Source organism: Micromonospora sp. NPDC051300 (assembly GCF_044455315.1).
GTDB lineage: Bacteria > Actinomycetota > Actinomycetes > Mycobacteriales > Micromonosporaceae > Micromonospora > Micromonospora robiginosa.
Genome location: NZ_JBITEP010000001.1, coordinates 396,661 through 411,476 on the forward strand (window position 1 = coordinate 396,661; position 14,816 = coordinate 411,476).

Annotated in this window: 13 protein-coding genes; 6 read left to right on the top strand and 7 right to left on the bottom strand. The window is 71.9% G+C overall.

Annotated elements, in window-relative coordinates:
- Window positions 1–128: 128 nt before the first annotated feature.
- From purN to ACIA5A_RS02000, 3 genes are all read left to right on the top strand, one after another.
- Complete coding sequence (gene purN / locus ACIA5A_RS01990; protein ID WP_396755443.1) at window positions 129–749, top strand: phosphoribosylglycinamide formyltransferase; 621 nt, start codon at window positions 129–131, stop codon at window positions 747–749.
- A complete protein-coding gene (gene purH / locus ACIA5A_RS01995; RefSeq protein ID WP_396755445.1) occupies window positions 746–2,317 on the top strand; it encodes a bifunctional phosphoribosylaminoimidazolecarboxamide formyltransferase/IMP cyclohydrolase in 1,572 nt (523 codons plus the stop codon). The genes purN and purH overlap by 4 nt, the downstream gene beginning before the upstream one ends.
- Window positions 2,318–2,637: 320 nt before the next feature.
- Window positions 2,638–3,147, top strand: coding sequence for a hypothetical protein (locus tag ACIA5A_RS02000; RefSeq protein WP_396755447.1), 510 nt, complete (start codon window positions 2,638–2,640; stop codon window positions 3,145–3,147).
- A gap of 130 nt (window positions 3,148–3,277) precedes the next feature.
- On the opposite strand, the gene ACIA5A_RS02005 is transcribed toward ACIA5A_RS02000, so the two are convergent.
- The 5 genes from ACIA5A_RS02005 to ACIA5A_RS02025 all read right to left on the bottom strand — a co-directional run bounded on the left by ACIA5A_RS02005 (window position 3,278) and on the right by ACIA5A_RS02025 (window position 8,892).
- The gene (locus ACIA5A_RS02005; RefSeq protein WP_396755449.1) at window positions 3,278–4,306 is read right to left on the bottom strand and encodes an ABC transporter ATP-binding protein; all 1,029 of its coding nucleotides are present in this window, start codon (window positions 4,304–4,306) and stop codon (window positions 3,278–3,280) included.
- Entirely contained in the window at window positions 4,290–5,309 is a 1,020-nt protein-coding gene (locus ACIA5A_RS02010) for an ABC transporter ATP-binding protein (protein ID WP_396755451.1), read from the bottom strand. The genes ACIA5A_RS02005 and ACIA5A_RS02010 overlap by 17 nt, the downstream gene beginning before the upstream one ends.
- Window positions 5,310–5,314: 5 nt before the next feature.
- A complete protein-coding gene (locus ACIA5A_RS02015; protein WP_396755453.1) occupies window positions 5,315–6,271 on the bottom strand; it encodes an ABC transporter permease in 957 nt (318 codons plus the stop codon).
- On the bottom strand, window positions 6,264–7,202 hold the full coding sequence (locus tag ACIA5A_RS02020; protein ID WP_396755455.1) for an ABC transporter permease: 939 nt from the start codon (window positions 7,200–7,202) through the stop codon (window positions 6,264–6,266). Before ACIA5A_RS02020 ends, ACIA5A_RS02015 begins: the two co-directional genes overlap by 8 nt.
- A gap of 91 nt (window positions 7,203–7,293) precedes the next feature.
- Window positions 7,294–8,892 (bottom strand): ABC transporter substrate-binding protein, encoded by a 1,599-nt coding sequence (locus tag ACIA5A_RS02025; protein ID WP_396755457.1) that lies wholly within the window; start codon window positions 8,890–8,892, stop codon window positions 7,294–7,296.
- A gap of 243 nt (window positions 8,893–9,135) precedes the next feature.
- Here ACIA5A_RS02025 and ACIA5A_RS02030 point away from each other — a divergent pair, with 243 nt between their 5' ends.
- From ACIA5A_RS02030 to ACIA5A_RS02040, 3 genes are all read left to right on the top strand, one after another.
- Complete coding sequence (locus tag ACIA5A_RS02030) at window positions 9,136–9,999, top strand: bifunctional methylenetetrahydrofolate dehydrogenase/methenyltetrahydrofolate cyclohydrolase (protein ID WP_396755459.1); 864 nt, start codon at window positions 9,136–9,138, stop codon at window positions 9,997–9,999.
- A 99-nt stretch (window positions 10,000–10,098) separates the two neighbouring features.
- Window positions 10,099–11,049, top strand: a complete 951-nt coding sequence (gene mdh, locus ACIA5A_RS02035; RefSeq protein WP_396755461.1) for a malate dehydrogenase — start codon at window positions 10,099–10,101, stop codon at window positions 11,047–11,049.
- A gap of 412 nt (window positions 11,050–11,461) precedes the next feature.
- Window positions 11,462–12,679 (top strand): NADP-dependent isocitrate dehydrogenase, encoded by a 1,218-nt coding sequence (locus ACIA5A_RS02040; RefSeq protein WP_396755463.1) that lies wholly within the window; start codon window positions 11,462–11,464, stop codon window positions 12,677–12,679.
- Between the two features lie 270 nt (window positions 12,680–12,949).
- On the opposite strand, the gene galT is transcribed toward ACIA5A_RS02040, so the two are convergent.
- Complete coding sequence (gene galT / locus ACIA5A_RS02045; RefSeq protein ID WP_396755465.1) at window positions 12,950–14,023, bottom strand: galactose-1-phosphate uridylyltransferase; 1,074 nt, start codon at window positions 14,021–14,023, stop codon at window positions 12,950–12,952.
- Window positions 14,020–14,808: a DeoR/GlpR family DNA-binding transcription regulator gene (locus tag ACIA5A_RS02050; RefSeq protein WP_396755467.1), complete on the bottom strand. Its 789-nt coding sequence runs from the start codon at window positions 14,806–14,808 to the stop codon at window positions 14,020–14,022. The genes galT and ACIA5A_RS02050 overlap by 4 nt, the downstream gene beginning before the upstream one ends.
- Window positions 14,809–14,816 lie beyond the last annotated feature (8 nt).

Sequence of the window (14,816 nt, forward strand, 5' to 3'; positions counted from 1 at the left end):
GAAGCGGGTCGGCCGTGGGCCGGACACCGGGCGACCGGCAGCGTACCGCGACGCCGCCACCCGGGAGATCATCCGACAAGCCGCCGCCCGACGGCCGGACCGGCCGCCCTGCCCGATAGGGTTGCCGCGTGACCGAGCCCGCGTCCGTCGCCCGCCTCGTCGTCCTCGTCTCCGGTTCCGGGAGCAACCTCCAGGCGCTGCTGGACGCCGCCGCCGACCCCGGCTACGGGGCCCGGGTGGTGGCCGTGGGCGCCGACCGGGACGGGATCGCCGGCCTGGACCGGGCCGCCGCCGCCGGCGTGCCGTCCTTCGTCGAGCGCGTCAAGGACCACCCGACCCGTGGCGACTGGGACAAGGCGCTCACCGCCCGGGTCGCCGAGCACCGGCCCGACCTGGTGGTCAGCGCGGGGTTCCTCAAGCTGGTCGGTCCGGAGTTCCTGGCCTCGTTCGGCGACCGCTACCTCAACACGCACAACACGCTGCTGCCGGCGTTCCCCGGCATCCACGGCCCCCGCGACGCGCTGGCCTACGGCGTGAAGGTCACCGGAGCCACGCTGTTCTTCGTCGACGCCGGGATGGACACCGGCCCGATCGTCGCCCAGGTCGCCGTTCCGGTGCGCGACGACGACGACGTGGAGACGCTCACCGAGCGCATCAAGTCCGCCGAGCGGCGCCAGCTCGTCGAGCAGGTCGGCCGCCTGGTCCGTGAAGGTTGGACGATCACCGGCAGAAAGGTCAGCATTCCGTGAGCACCACTGGGGAAGGACGCCGCCCGATCCGGCGCGCGCTGGTCAGCGTCTACGACAAGGCCGGCCTGGTCGAGCTGGCCCAGGCCCTGCACGAGGCCGGCGTGGAGATCGTGTCGACCGGCAGCACCGCCTCGACGATCGCCGGCGCCGGGGTGCCGGTCACCCCGGTCGAGCAGGTCACCGGCTTCCCGGAGATCCTCGACGGCCGGGTGAAGACGCTGCACCCGAAGATCCACGGTGGTCTCCTGGCCGACCTCCGCAAGGACGCGCACGCCGCCCAGCTCGACGAGCACGGCATCGGCGGCATCGACCTGCTGGTCTCCAACCTCTACCCGTTCCAGGCCACGGTCGCCTCCGGCGCCGACCAGGACGAGTGCGTCGAGCAGATCGACATCGGCGGGCCGGCGATGGTGCGGGCGGCCGCGAAGAACCACGCCTCGGTGGCGGTGGTGACCGACCCGGCCGCGTACCCGGCGGTGGTGGCCGCGCTCGCCGACGGCGGCTTCACGCTGGCCCGGCGGCGCGCGCTCGCGGCCCGGGCGTTCGCCGACATCGCCGACTACGACGTGGCGGTGGCCGACTGGTTCGCCTCCACCGTCGCTCCGGCCGAGGACGGCTGGCCGGAGTTCGCCGGCCTGGCGCTGCGCCGCCAGGCGGTGCTGCGCTACGGCGAGAACCCGCACCAGGCGGCGGCGCTCTACACCGACCCGGGCGCGCCGGCCGGGCTGGCCCAGGCCGAGCAGTTGCACGGCAAGGAGATGTCCTACAACAACTACGTCGACGCGGACGCCGCCTGGCGGGCCGCACACGACTTCCCGGACCAGCCGGCGGTGGCGGTCATCAAGCACGCCAACCCGTGCGGCATCGCGATCGGCGCGGACGTGGCCGAGGCGCACCGCAAGGCGCACGCCTGCGACCCGGTCTCCGCGTTCGGCGGGGTGATCGCGGTGAACCGGCCGGTCAGCGTGGAACTGGCCGGTCAGGTGGCGGAGATCTTCACCGAGGTGCTGGTGGCGCCGGGCTTCGACGACGGCGCGTTGGAACTGCTGCGGGCCAAGAAGAACATCCGGCTGCTGCGGGCGCCCGCGTTCGCGCCGCGGCCGGCGGAGTGGCGGCAGGTCACCGGCGGCGTGCTGGTGCAGGCGCGGGACGCGGTCGACGCGCCCGGAGACGACCCGGCCGGCTGGACGCTCGCCACCGGCGACCCGGCCGACGAGGCGATGCTGCGCGACCTCGCGTTCGCCTGGCGGGCGGTACGCGCGGTGAAGAGCAACGCGATCCTGCTGGCCCGTGACGGCGCCACGGTCGGCGTCGGGATGGGCCAGGTCAACCGCGTCGACTCGGCGCGGTTGGCGGTCAGCCGGGCCGGCGACGAGCGGGCCCGCGGCTCGGTCTGTGCCTCGGACGCGTTCTTCCCGTTCGCCGACGGCCCGCAGATCCTCATCGACGCCGGCGTCCGGGCGATCGTGCAGCCCGGTGGCTCGATTCGCGACGAGGAGACCATCGCGGCCTGCAAGGAGGCCGGCGTGACCATGTACCTCACCGGCACCCGGCACTTCTTCCACTAGGCCGGTTCCGCGCGCCGCGCCGCACCGCCGGTTACCGTGCGTGAGCCCCTCAAAAGGAACAGTCGGATTTGAGCGGTATACCTCAGAGGCATAATTATGCCTCTGAGGTATACCGCTTTCCCCGCTTCAACGTCGCCGGCCCCGACACGCCCGGGGTCGGTGGTCCCCGGCGGCCAAGGCGGCACCCGGACCCGGGTGGGCCTGCCGTTCCGGCGTCCGTCGGGTCGCCGTTGCCGGCCGCCGTGGCCGGTTGCTAGCGTGTGCCCGGCGACGGTCGATCGACCGTCTCCACTGTTCGTGAGCCTCCCGGCAGGTGTGCCATGCGCGTGCGCGACCGGTCGACCACCGTCGTCGTCACGCTGGCGTTCGTCCTGGCCGCGCTCGTCGGCCCGCCCGCCGCCGCACCGCTCGCCGTCCAGCCGAGCGCCGCCGCGCCCCCGGAGACCGCGGCGGACCGGGTCACCGCGCCTGGCGCGCCGCCGGAGACCGCGGCGGACCGGGTCACCGCGCCTGGCGCGCCGCCGGAGACGGGAGCGGACCGGGTCGCGGCGCCGCCCGTACCCGACTCCGGGTGCCGGTCCGGGTCGGAGCCGGTCGTAGCGGTCGGGGCGTACCCGCGACGGCCCTGCGCGGAGCTGTCTCGCGGGTGGTGGGGCGACCGGCGCGGTGGCCTCGCCTACGGCGACGGGCCGGACGAGCCGCTCCCGGCCGCGCCCCCGAGTGTGGCCGGCCCGGTCGTGTCGGCGCGGTCCGCGCCCGCGCACCGGTCGCCGGCCCCGCCGCTGCCGCCGCGCGGCGTACGTGCCGCGCGGGCGCCGCCCACCGCCTGAGCCGCACCGGAGCCCGCCGCGTCGACCCGGCGGTTCCGTCGCGGGCCGTCGTCACCCACGGGGGCGCGCCTCACGTACCCCGTCCGCGTCTGGAGAGGCCTCGTCCCCACTTCCTCCGGGGGACGGGGCCTCAGACGTCCGTGCGTACCTCGGCGAAGTGGCAGGCCGACGGGTGCGGGTCGGCCGCCCGGGGCACGGTCTGCGGGTCCTGGACGGCGCACACCTCCTCCGCCTTCCAGCACCGGGTGCGGAACCGGCAGCCGGACGGCGGGTCGGCCGGGCTGGGCACGTCGCCGCTGAGCCGGATGACGGTCCGCCGGTCGCGGGCCTCCGGGTCGGGCACCGGCACCGCGGAGAGCAGCGCCTGGGTGTACGGGTGGGTGGCGCGCTGGTAGATCTGCTCCTCGGTGCCGATCTCCACGATCCGGCCCAGGTACATCACCGCGACCCGGTCGCAGATGTGCCGGACCACCGACAGGTCGTGCGCGATGAAGATGTAGGAGAGCCCGAACTCGTCCTGGAGCTGCTCCAACAGGTTGATCACCTGGGCCTGGATGGAGACGTCCAGCGCGGACACCGGCTCGTCGCAGACGATGATCTCGGGCCGCAGCGCCAGCGCCCGGGCGATGCCGATGCGCTGCCGTTGGCCGCCGGAGAACTGGTGCGGATAGCGGTTGATGTGCTCCGGGTTGAGTCCGACCACGTCCAGCAGTTCCCGAACCCGCTGCCGGCGGCTGCCCTTCGGCGCGGCGTCGGGGTGGATCACGAACGGCTCGCCGACGATGTCGCCGACGGTCATCCGCGGGTTGAGCGAGGTGTACGGGTCCTGCATCACCATCTGCATGTTCCGCCGCAGCCGGCGCAGTTCCGCACCGGAAGCCCGGAACAGGTCGCGCCCCTCCAGCGTGGCCCGGCCGGAGGTCGGCGTCTCCAGCCGCATGAGCAGCCGGGCCAGCGTGGACTTGCCGCAGCCGGACTCGCCGACCACGCCGAGCGTCTCGCCGCGGCGCAGCTCGAAGCTCACCCCGTCGACCGCCCGCACCGCGCCGATCTGTCGCTTGAACAGCACCCCCTGGGTGATCGGGAAGTGCTTGACCAGGTCGTCGACGGCGAGGACGGTCTCGCCCCGGACCTTTGTGGAGTCAGCCTGCGCGGTCATCGTGGACCTCCTGCGCGAAGTGGCACGCGCTGGTCCGGCCGTCACCGAGGACCAGGTCGTGCGGCACCTCGTCGACGCAGACCTGCCGCGCGTACGGACAGCGGGGGTGGAACGGGCAGCCGGACGGGATCCGCATCAGGTTCGGCGGCAGCCCCCGGATGGTCGACAACGCCTGGCCGCGCACGTCGAGCCGGGGAATCGACTCCAACAACCCCTTGGTGTACGGGTGCGCGGGCGCGCGGTAGAGCGGGCGCACGTCGGCGTGCTCGATGATGCGGCCGGCGTACATGACCGCGATCCGGTCCGCCACGCCGGCCACCACGCCCAGGTCGTGGGTGATCAGGATCAGCGCCATGCCGAGGTCCCGGCGCAGGTCGGCCAGGAGGTCCATGATCTGCGCCTGCACGGTGACGTCGAGCGCCGTGGTGGGCTCGTCGGCGATCAGCACCTTCGGGTCCAGCGCCAGCGCCATGGCGATCATGACGCGTTGCCGCATCCCGCCGGAGAACTGGTGCGGGTAGTCGCCGAGCCGCTTCGCCGCGGCCGGGATCCGGACCAGGTCCATCAGCTCGACGGTGCGCCGGCGCGCGTCGGCCCGGGACATCCCGGCCCGCTCGCGCAGCGACTCGCCGATCTGCCAGCCGACCGGGAAGACCGGGTTCAACGCGGACAGCGCGTCCTGGAAGATCATCGCGATCTCCGCGCCGCGGATCCGCCGGCGCTCCTCCTCGCCGAGCCTGAGCAGGTCTCGCCCCTGGTAGCGGATCTCGCCGGAGCGGACGTGCGCGGGCGGGGTGTCCAGGATGCCCATGATCGCCTGGGCGGTGACCGACTTGCCGGAGCCGGACTCGCCGAGCACGGCGAGCGTCTCGCCGGCGTCCAGGTGGTAGCTCACCCCGTTGATCACCCGGGCCACGCCCTCGCCGGTGCGGAACTCGACGTGCAGGTCCCGTATCTCCAGCAGGTGCCCGTCGGGCGGGGTGGGGGTGGCGGGTGTCGGCATGGGTCTCACCGCAGCTTCGGGTCGAAGGCGTCGCGGATCGCGTCGCCGAGCATGATGAAGGCGAGCACGGTCAGCGCGAGGAAGGTCGACGGGACGATCAGCGGCGTCGCCGACTCGCGCATGTGCACCCGGCCCGCGTCGATGTCGATGCCCCAGGAGATGGTGGGGGCCTTCAGGCCGATGCCGAGGAAGCTCAGCGTGGCCTCGGCCGCGATGAACGACCCGAGCGCGATGGTGAGCACCACGATCGCCGGGGCCAGGGCGTTCGGCAGGATGTGCCGCCACATGATCCGGCCGTTGCCGGCGCCGAGCATCCGTGCGGCGGCCACGTAGTCCTGCTCCCGGGCGGTGATCACCGAGGAGCGCACCACCCGGGCCGCGGTGGTCCAGCCGAGCAGCGCCAGCACCAGGATGACCGCGAACAGGCGTACCGTCTCGCCGCTGGTGCTGACCCGCTTGAGCAGCACGATCGCGGCCAGTAGCAGCGGGATGCCGAGCACGATGTCGATCACCCGGGAGAGCACCGCGTCCACCCAGCCGCCGAAGAAGCCGGCCAGCATCCCGACCAGGAGCGCGATCGCGCCGGTGATCAGCGCCGAGAGCGCGCCCACCAGCAGCGAGGCGCGCGCGCCGTAGACCGCCCGGGCGAACGTGTCGCAGCCCTGGAAGTCGTACCCGAAGATGGCCCCGCCGGACGGCCCGGCGTGTTGCCGGGAGAGCACGCAGTCGCGCGGGTCGTTGGACGTGAACAGCCCGGGGGCGACGGCCATCGCGGCGACCAGCACGACCAGCAGCAGGCTCAGCCAGAAGACCGGATTGCGGCGCAGGTCGCGCCAGGCGTCGCCGGCCAGGCTGCGCGGCCGGCCCGGCTCGCCGGCCCGGTCCGGGGTGCCCGGCTCGCCGGAGACGCCCCGCCGCGCCGACTGGTCCTCGGTCGCGGCGACCGTCTCGAAGTCACTCATATCTGATCCTCGGGTCGAGTACGGCGTAGAGCACGTCCACCACCAGGTTGGACAGCAGGTAGACCACGACGAGCACGCTGACGATGCCGACCACCAGCGGGCCGTCCTCGGTGCGGATGCCGCGGAACAGGTTGAAGCCGACGCCGGGGATGTTGAACACGCCCTCGGTGATGATCGCGCCGCTCATCAGGTTGCCGAGTTCGACGCCGAGGAAGGTGACCACCGGGATGAGCGAGTTGCGTAGCACGTGCACGCCGACGATGCGGCGTCGCACCAGGCCCTTCGCGCGGGCGGTCCGCACGTAGTCGGCGCGCAGGTTCTCCGACACCGACGTCCGGGTCAGCCGCAGCGCGGTGGCCAGCGACAGCGAGCCGAGCACGATGCCGGGCAGCAGCAGCGCCCAGAGCGACGGTTGCGCGCCCGCGGTGGGCGGGAAGATCGGCCAGCGTACGCCGAGGAAGTACTGGGCGAGCGGGGCCAGCACGATGGTCGGGATGCCGAGCACCAGCAGCGTGAGGACGAGCGTCGAGTGGTCGAAGACGCCGGCGCGCCGGATTCCGGCGATCACCCCGGCGGTGACCCCGACCAGGATGGTCACGGCCATCGCGATCAGGGCGAGCTTGACGGTGACCGGCCAGGCGGCGGCGAGGATGTCGCCGATCTGCCGGCCGGTCAGCGACTGGCCGAGGTCGCCCCGGAGCAGGCCGCCCAGGTAGTTGAGGTAGCGGTAGAAGAAGCCGCCGATTCCTGTCGCGTCCAGGTGGTACTTCTCGGTGAGGTAGGCGCGTTGCGCCGCGGTGACAGGTCGTTCCCCGGCGAGCGCCTGGATCGGGTCGCCCTGCCCGGCGAACATCAACGCGTAGACGATCAGCGTGGTCCCGAAGAAGGCGAGGACCATCTGGAGCAGTCGCCGCAGGATGAACCGGAGCATGCTGGCCAGTGTGCCGAAAACGGGCCAAATGCGGGCCAATGCCAGGGCCGGGCCACCCGGTGGGGGTGGCCCGGCCCGTGGGTCGGTCAGGTCAGGCGCGTTCGATCTTCAGCAGGTCCACCCGGTCGAAGAGGTCCACGTGGACGTTCTTGACCTTGGTCGAGTGGCCGAAGTTGTTCTGCCCGAACCGCAGCGGGATCACCGGCATGTCCTGCGCCAGCAGGTCCTCCGCGGCCTGGTACTTCTTGACCGCCTCGTCCTGGGTCGCCGCGCGGGCGCCCTCGGCGAGCAGCTTGTCGAACTCCGGGTTGCTGTAGCCGTAGTAGTTCGACGAGCCGTTGGTGCTGTACAGCGGGCCGAGGTAGTTCTCCATCGACGGGTAGTCCATCACCCAGCCCATCCGGAACAGGCCGACCGACTGCTTCTGCTTGAGCTTGGTCAGCAGGTCCGCGAACTTCGGCTCGGCGGTGCCGACGCACTCCACGCCCAGATTGGTCTTGAGCTGGTTGCAGGTGGCGTCGATCCAGTCCTTGTGGCCGCCGTCGCCGTTGTAGGACAGCTCGATCTTCTTCGGGCCGCCCGCGGCCTCGTACATGGACTTGGCCTTGGCCGGGTCGAACGAGCCGGCGGCGCCGATGGTGTTCTCCCGGTAGCCGGCGACCACCGGCGAGACGAACGAGCGGGCCGGCTGCTGCGAGTCCTTGAAGATCGACTTGGTGATCTCGTCCCGGTCGATCGCCATCGAGATGGCCTTGCGCACCTCGGGCTTGCTGAACTCCTTCTGGAACGTCGGGAACGCCAGCACCTGGAGCGACGAGGCTGGGCTCTGCTGGAACCGGTCGCCGAGGTCGGTGGCGGCGGTCGACAGGTTCTCGGTCGGGATCGTCTTGATCACGTCGAGGTTGTCCGACAGCACGTCCGCGTACGCGGCGGTCGGCTGCTGGTAGATCCGGAACTCGACGCCGCCCACCTTGGGCTGCTGGCCCGGGAACGCGTCGTACTTCTCCACCTCGACCTTGGCGTCGTGCTGCCAGCTCCCCTTCATCTTGAACGGGCCCTGGCCGATCGGCGCCTGCTCGAAGCCCTCGGCCAGCACGCCCGGCGCGGAGAACGCCGCCTTGGGCAGCGGGTAGAAGGCGGTGTAGCCGAGCATCGTCTTGAAGTCCACGTACGGCTCGGTGAGCGTCACGGTGAAGGTCAGGTCGTCGACCTTCTTCAGGCCGCTGAGCGTCTTCGCCTTCGGCGTCTCGCCCTGCAGGTCGTCGTAGCCGGCGATCTTCTCGAAGAAGTAGCTGGAGTTCTGGCCGTTCGGCGCGTACGCGCCGTAGTTCCAGGCGTCGACGTAGTTGTCGGCGGTGACCTTCTCGCCGTTGTGGAAGGTGTAGCCGGGCTTCAGCTTGACCGTCCAGACCTTGTTGTCCGACGACGTCACCGAGTCCGCCGCCACCTCGTGCGGCTTGTTCGCCTCGTCGTAGTCGACGAGCGGGCTGAACAGGGCCGACAGCACCTGCGAGCCACTCGTCTCGTTGGTGTTGGTCGGCACCAGGTGCTGCGGCTCGGCGATCTCGATCCGCACGGCCGCGTCGGGGTCGCTTGCGCCGCCGCTGCCGCCGCCCGAGCCGCAGGCCGCCAGGCCCAGGGTCACCGCGAGCGGGAGCGCGGTCCAGGCCGCGAGCCTACGAACACGCATGGAGTCTCCTCATCTCCTCACGCTGCGCGGTCGGCCCGGCGCTGGGTGACGCTGCGCAACGAGCCGTAACGGTAGGTCGCGATGCGGCGGGTCGACAACGGTTGGGTAACGGAGTGGTGACTCATCGTGCCCGAATGTTCCGTTTCGAGGGATGTCCCGTGACTCTGAGTGACGAAGGCCACGCGTCGACGCGATGTCGGCGGGCGTCGCGGTCCCGCCTCCCGGACGTGAGACGATCACCTGGTGACGGCGACGATCCTGGACGGCAAGGCCACGGCGGCGGAGATCAAGGACGAGCTGCGGGCGCGGGTCAAGGCGCTCGCCGAGCGGGGCATCACCCCCGGCCTCGGCACGGTCCTGGTCGGGGAGGACCCCGGCTCCCAGGCGTACGTCAACGGCAAGCACCGCGACTGCGCCGAGGTCGGCATCGCCTCGCTGCGGGTGGCGCTGCCCGCCGACGCGAGCCAGGAGCGGCTGGACGCGGCGCTGGCCGAGCTGAACGCCGACCCGGCCTGCCACGGCTACATCGTCCAGCTCCCGCTCCCGGCCCACCTGGACACCCAGCGGGCGCTGGAGTCCATCGACCCGGACAAGGACGCCGACGGCCTGCACCCGGTCAACCTGGGTCGGCTGGTGCTCGGCTACGACGCCCCGCTGCCCTGCACCCCGCGCGGCATCGTCGAGCTGCTGCGCCGGCACGACGTGCCACTGCGCGGCGCGAACGTCGCCGTCGTCGGCCGGGGCAACACGGTCGGCCGGCCGCTCGGCCTGCTGCTCACCCGGCGCAGCGAGAACGCCACCGTCACGCTCTGCCACACCGGCACCCTGGACCTCGCCTCGCACACCCGGGCCGCCGAGGTGGTGATCGTCGCCGCCGGGGTGCCCGGGCTGCTCACCGCCGACATGGTCGCCCCCGGCGCGACGGTGGTGGACGTCGGCATCACCCGGGTGATCGGCGACGACGGCAAGGGCCGCTACACCGGCGACGTCGACCCGGAGGTGGCCGAGGTGGCCGGCCGGATCGTGCCGATGCCGGGCGGCGTCGGTCCGATGACCCGGGCCATGCTGCTGACCAACGTGGTCGAGCGGGCCGAACGGGACAGCTGACCACCCAGACAGGTCATAACCGTCCGCCCCTCGCCCGTTCGGTGCCAGGATGGCTGATACGGTCCGGGAAACCGACTGGTATCAGGGAGTGGGACGACCATGGGTAAGAAGGTCACTGTCGTCGGGGCCGGCTTCTACGGCTCCACCACCGCACAGCGTCTGGCCGAGTACGACGTCTTCGACACCGTCGTCATCACCGACATCGTGGAGGGCAAGCCGGCGGGTCTCGCGCTGGACCTCAACCAGTCGCGGCCGGTCGAGGGCTTCGAGACCACGATCGTCGGCGTCACCACCGGCCCGAACGGCGAGGGCTACGAGGCCATCGAGGGCTCGGACGTCGTCGTCATCACCGCCGGCCTGCCCCGCAAGCCGGGGATGAGCCGGATGGACCTGCTGGAGACCAACGCCAAGATCGTGCGCCAGGTCTCCGAGAACGTCGCCAAGTACGCCCCGAACGCCGTCGTCATCGTGGTGTCGAACCCGCTCGACGAGATGACCGCGCTGGCCCAGCTCGCCACCCAGTTCCCGAAGAACCGGGTGCTCGGCCAGGCCGGCATGCTGGACACCGCCCGGTTCACCAACTTCGTCGCCGAGGCGCTGAGCGTACCGGTGAAGTCGGTGCGGACCCTGACCCTCGGCTCGCACGGCGACACCATGGTCCCGGTGCCGTCGAAGAGCACCGTGAACGGCAAGCCGCTGCGCGACGTCATGCCGGCCGAGCAGATCGAGGAGCTGGTCGTCAAGACCCGCAACGGTGGCGCCGAGGTCGTCGCGCTGCTCAAGACCGGCTCGGCGTACTACGCCCCGTCCGCCGCCGCCGCGCGGATGGCGAAGGCCGTGGCCGAGGACTCCGGCGACGTCATGCCGGTCTGCGCCTGGGTCGACGGCGAGTACGGCATCTCCGGCGTCTACCTCGGCGTGGAGGCCGAGATCGGCGCCCAGGGCGTGAAGCGGGTCGTCGAGACCGACCTCGACGCCGACGAGCTGGCCGCCCTGAAGGAGGCCGCCGAGGCCGTCCGCGCCAAGCAGAACGACATCTCCTCGCTCTGACCCACCCCAGCACCACCCGCGGAAGGGCGGCCGGCGTCCCGCCGGCCGCCCTTCCGCGTCCCCCGTCCCCGGCCCCTCACCGCGTCGATCATGAAGTTGGCGGCGTTCTCGATCTCCGAAGCTGCCGCCAACTTCATGATCAACGGGGGCGGGCGGGGAAGGCGGGGGGAGGGGGTCGGAGGACCTGCTCGACGGGTGCGGCGGGCCCGGGGTGGGTTCTCGACCACCCGGAGCCGGCCGGCGGCGCGTAACGGCCGTGCTGTCGACCAGCGCGGTGATCGTGATAGACCCGAGCGTGTGCGTCGACGGCATCCGGGAAGGATGCCACCGCGAGGCCGGCTGGGGCACCCCGGTCGGTTTCCAGTACGCTCGTACTGCTTGAGCACGTGTCCCCCGAGAGGAGCGCCGGCCGATGGCGAAGATCAAGGTAAACAACCCGGTCGTGGAAATCGACGGCGACGAGATGACCCGGATCATCTGGAAGCAGATCCGGGAGCAGCTGATCCTGCCCTACCTCGACGTCGACCTGCACTACTACGACCTGTCGATCCAGTACCGCGACGAGACCGACGACCAGGTCACCGTCGACGCCGCCAACGCCATCAAGGAGCACGGCGTCGGCGTCAAGTGCGCCACCATCACCCCGGACGAGGCCCGGGTGGAGGAGTTCGGCCTGAAGAAGATGTGGCGGTCGCCGAACGGCACCATCCGCAACATCCTCGGCGGCGTGGTCTTCCGCGAGCCGATCATCATGTCGAACGTGCCGCGGCTCGTCCCCGGCTGGACCAAGCCGATCATCATCGGCCGGCACGCGCACGGCGACCAGTACAAGGCCACCGACTTCGTCGTCCCCGGTCCGGGCAAGGTCACCATCACCTACACCCCGACCGACGGCTCGGCGCCGATGGAGATGGAGGTCGCCAACTTCCCCGGCGGCGGCATCGCCATGGGCATGTACAACTACGACGAGTCGATCCGGGACTTCGCCCGTGCCTCGTTCCGGTACGGCCTGGACCGCAACTACCCGGTCTACATGTCGACCAAGAACACCATCCTCAAGGCGTACGACGGCCGGTTCAAGGACATCTTCGCCGAGGTGTTCGAGGCCGAGTTCAAGGCCGAGTTCGACGCCGCCGGCCTCACCTACGAGCACCGGCTGATCGACGACATGGTCGCCGCCGCGCTCAAGTGGGAGGGCGGGTACGTCTGGGCCTGCAAGAACTACGACGGTGACGTGCAGTCCGACACCGTCGCGCAGGGCTTCGGCTCGCTCGGCCTGATGACCTCGGTGCTGCTCTCCCCGGACGGCCGCACCGTCGAGGCCGAGGCCGCGCACGGCACGGTCACCCGGCACTACCGGCAGTACCAGAAGGGCGAGAAGACCTCGACCAACCCGATCGCCTCGATCTACGCCTGGACCCGGGGCCTGGCCCACCGGGGCAAGCTGGACGGCACCCCGGCGGTCACCGAGTTCGCCGACACGCTGGAGAAGGTCATCGTGGAGACCGTCGAGGGCGGCCAGATGACCAAGGACCTCGCGCTGCTCATCTCGCGGGACGCCCCGTGGCTGACCACCGACGAGTTCATGAACGCGCTCGACGAGAACCTGGCCCGCAAGCTCGGGGCCTGATCCTCTTCGACCACCACGGAGCCCGCCGGCACGCGCCGGCGGGCTCCGTCGTGTCCCGGGGCGGGCGTCACCCGGGCCCGGCCGGACTCGTTGTGCCAGGTGGACGCGATGCCAGTCGGCGTCCAGCTGTCCCTTCCCTGCGGGGGCCCGGTCTCCGGGCCCCCGCGCCCTGTTTCCGGGGTGCGGGGACAAGCGCTGTTCCCGGGCGCGGGACGCGCGTTAAGAAGGGGCCCCGCCTCTACCGCAGGCGTTAAGAAGGGGCCCCGCCTTTCACGCCGCGCGGAGCAGTTCGGCGGCGCGCTCCGGGGCGATGTCGTTGATGAACACGCCCATCCCGGACTCGGAACCGGCCAGGTACTTCAGCTTGTCCTTGGCCCGCCGGACGGTGAACAACTGCAGGTGCAGGTGACCCAGCTCGCGGTCGACGCGCACCGGCGCCTGGTGCCAGGCCGCGATGTAGGGCATCGGCATGTCGAACAGCCCGTCGAAGCGGCGCAGCAGGTCCAGGTAGAGCGGACCGAAGGCGTCCCGCTCGGCGTCGTCGAGCGCCGGGATGTCCGGCACCGGGCGGTGCGGCGCCACGTGCACCTCGAACGGCCAGCGGGCCGCCGCCGGCACGTACGCGGTCCAGTGCTCGTTGCTCGCCACCACCCGGTCGCCGGCCGCCCGCTCGGCGGCCAGCACGTCGGCGTAGAGGTTGCCCCCGGTGCGCTCGGCGTGCCGCCGGGCGGCGGCCAGCAGGCTCCGGGTCCGCGGCGTGACGAACGGGTACGCGTAGATCTGGCCGTGCGGGTGGTGCAGCGTCACCCCGATCTCCACCCCCCGGTTCTCGAACGGGAACACCTGCTCCACGCCGGGCAGCTCGCTCAGCGCGGTGGTGCGGTCGGCGAGCGCGTCCAGCACGGTCCGCACCCGCAGCGGGGAGAGCCGGGCGAACGAGGCGTTGTGGTCGTCGGTGAAGCAGACCACCTCGCAGCGGCCGAGCCCGGGGCGTACCGGGGTGAACGGCGTGATCTCGGCCGGCTCGTCGGCCGGGCGTTGGCTCAGCGACGGGAACCGGTTCTCGAAGACCACCACGTCGTAGTCCGGCGCGGGGATCTCGCTGTGCCGGTCGCCCCGGGACGGGCAGAGCGGGCACTGGTCGGCCGGGGGCAGGAAGGTGCGGGTCTGCCGGTGCACCGCCACCGCCACCCACTCGTCGGTGAGCGGGTCGTACCGCAGTTGCGAGGCGGGTGGCGGCGGGGGCAGGTCCCGCCGGTCCGGCTGGTCCCGCACCGCGTCGTCCCGCTCGTCGAAGTAGATCAGCTCGCGGCCGTCGGCCAACTCGATCTGCGTACGCTTCACTCCGCCCCCTTCGTCGCCGGCACCGTCACCAGCTCGCCCACCCTGTCCTCGAGTACCCGCCGTGCGTCGGGTGCCAACCGGTCGTCGGTGACCAGCACGTCCGCGGCCTCCAGGCCGACGATCGACGAGATGCCGACCGTGCCCCACTTGGTGTGGTCGGCGAGCACCACGAGCGCGTCGGCGGCCGCCACCAGCGCCCGGTTCGTGTCCGCCTCCATCAGGTTGGGCGTGGTGAACCCGGCCCGCTCGCTGATCCCGTGCACGCCGAGGAAGAGCAGGTCGAGGTGGAGCGCGGCGACGGCGGCCACGGCCAGCGGACCGACAAGCGCGTCGGACGGGGTGCGGACCCCGCCGGTGAGCACCACGGTCTGGTCCGGGCGTCCGCCGACGTGCAGGATCTCGGCCACCGGCAGCGAGTTGGTGACCACCGTGAGGGCGGGCACGTCGACCAGGCGGCGGGCCAGCTCGGCGGTGGTGGTGCCGGCGGAGAGCGCGATCGCCGCGCCGGGACGGACCAGACCCGCGGCGTGCGCGGCGATGGCCGCCTTCTCGGCGGACTGGCGGACGGACTTGGCCCGGAAGCCGGGTTCGTCGGTCGAGCCGGGCCCGGCCAGCGTCGCCCCGCCGTGCACCTTGGCCAGCAGCCCCTGCTCGTGCAGCGTCTCCAGGTCCCGCCGGATGGTCATGTCGGACACGCCGAACTCGGCGGCCAGCTCGGTGACCCGCACCCCACCGGCGGCGCGGACCCGGTCCAGGATGGCCGTCTGCCGCTGTCGCGCCAGCATCCCGCGTC

Coding starts and splice junctions, on each gene's coding strand:
- ACIA5A_RS02000 (WP_396755447.1), top strand. CDS start 2,638: ATGCGCGTGCGCGACCGGTCGACCACCGTCGTCGTCACGCTGGCGTTC.
- ACIA5A_RS02005 (WP_396755449.1), bottom strand. CDS start 4,306: ATGACCGCGCAGGCTGACTCCACAAAGGTCCGGGGCGAGACCGTCCTC.
- ACIA5A_RS02010 (WP_396755451.1), bottom strand. CDS start 5,309: ATGCCGACACCCGCCACCCCCACCCCGCCCGACGGGCACCTGCTGGAG.
- ACIA5A_RS02015 (WP_396755453.1), bottom strand. CDS start 6,271: ATGAGTGACTTCGAGACGGTCGCCGCGACCGAGGACCAGTCGGCGCGG.
- ACIA5A_RS02020 (WP_396755455.1), bottom strand. CDS start 7,202: ATGCTCCGGTTCATCCTGCGGCGACTGCTCCAGATGGTCCTCGCCTTC.
- ACIA5A_RS02025 (WP_396755457.1), bottom strand. CDS start 8,892: ATGCGTGTTCGTAGGCTCGCGGCCTGGACCGCGCTCCCGCTCGCGGTG.
- mdh (WP_396755461.1), top strand. CDS start 10,099: ATGGGTAAGAAGGTCACTGTCGTCGGGGCCGGCTTCTACGGCTCCACC.
- ACIA5A_RS02040 (WP_396755463.1), top strand. CDS start 11,462: ATGGCGAAGATCAAGGTAAACAACCCGGTCGTGGAAATCGACGGCGAC.
- ACIA5A_RS02050 (WP_396755467.1), bottom strand. CDS start 14,808: ATGCTGGCGCGACAGCGGCAGACGGCCATCCTGGACCGGGTCCGCGCC.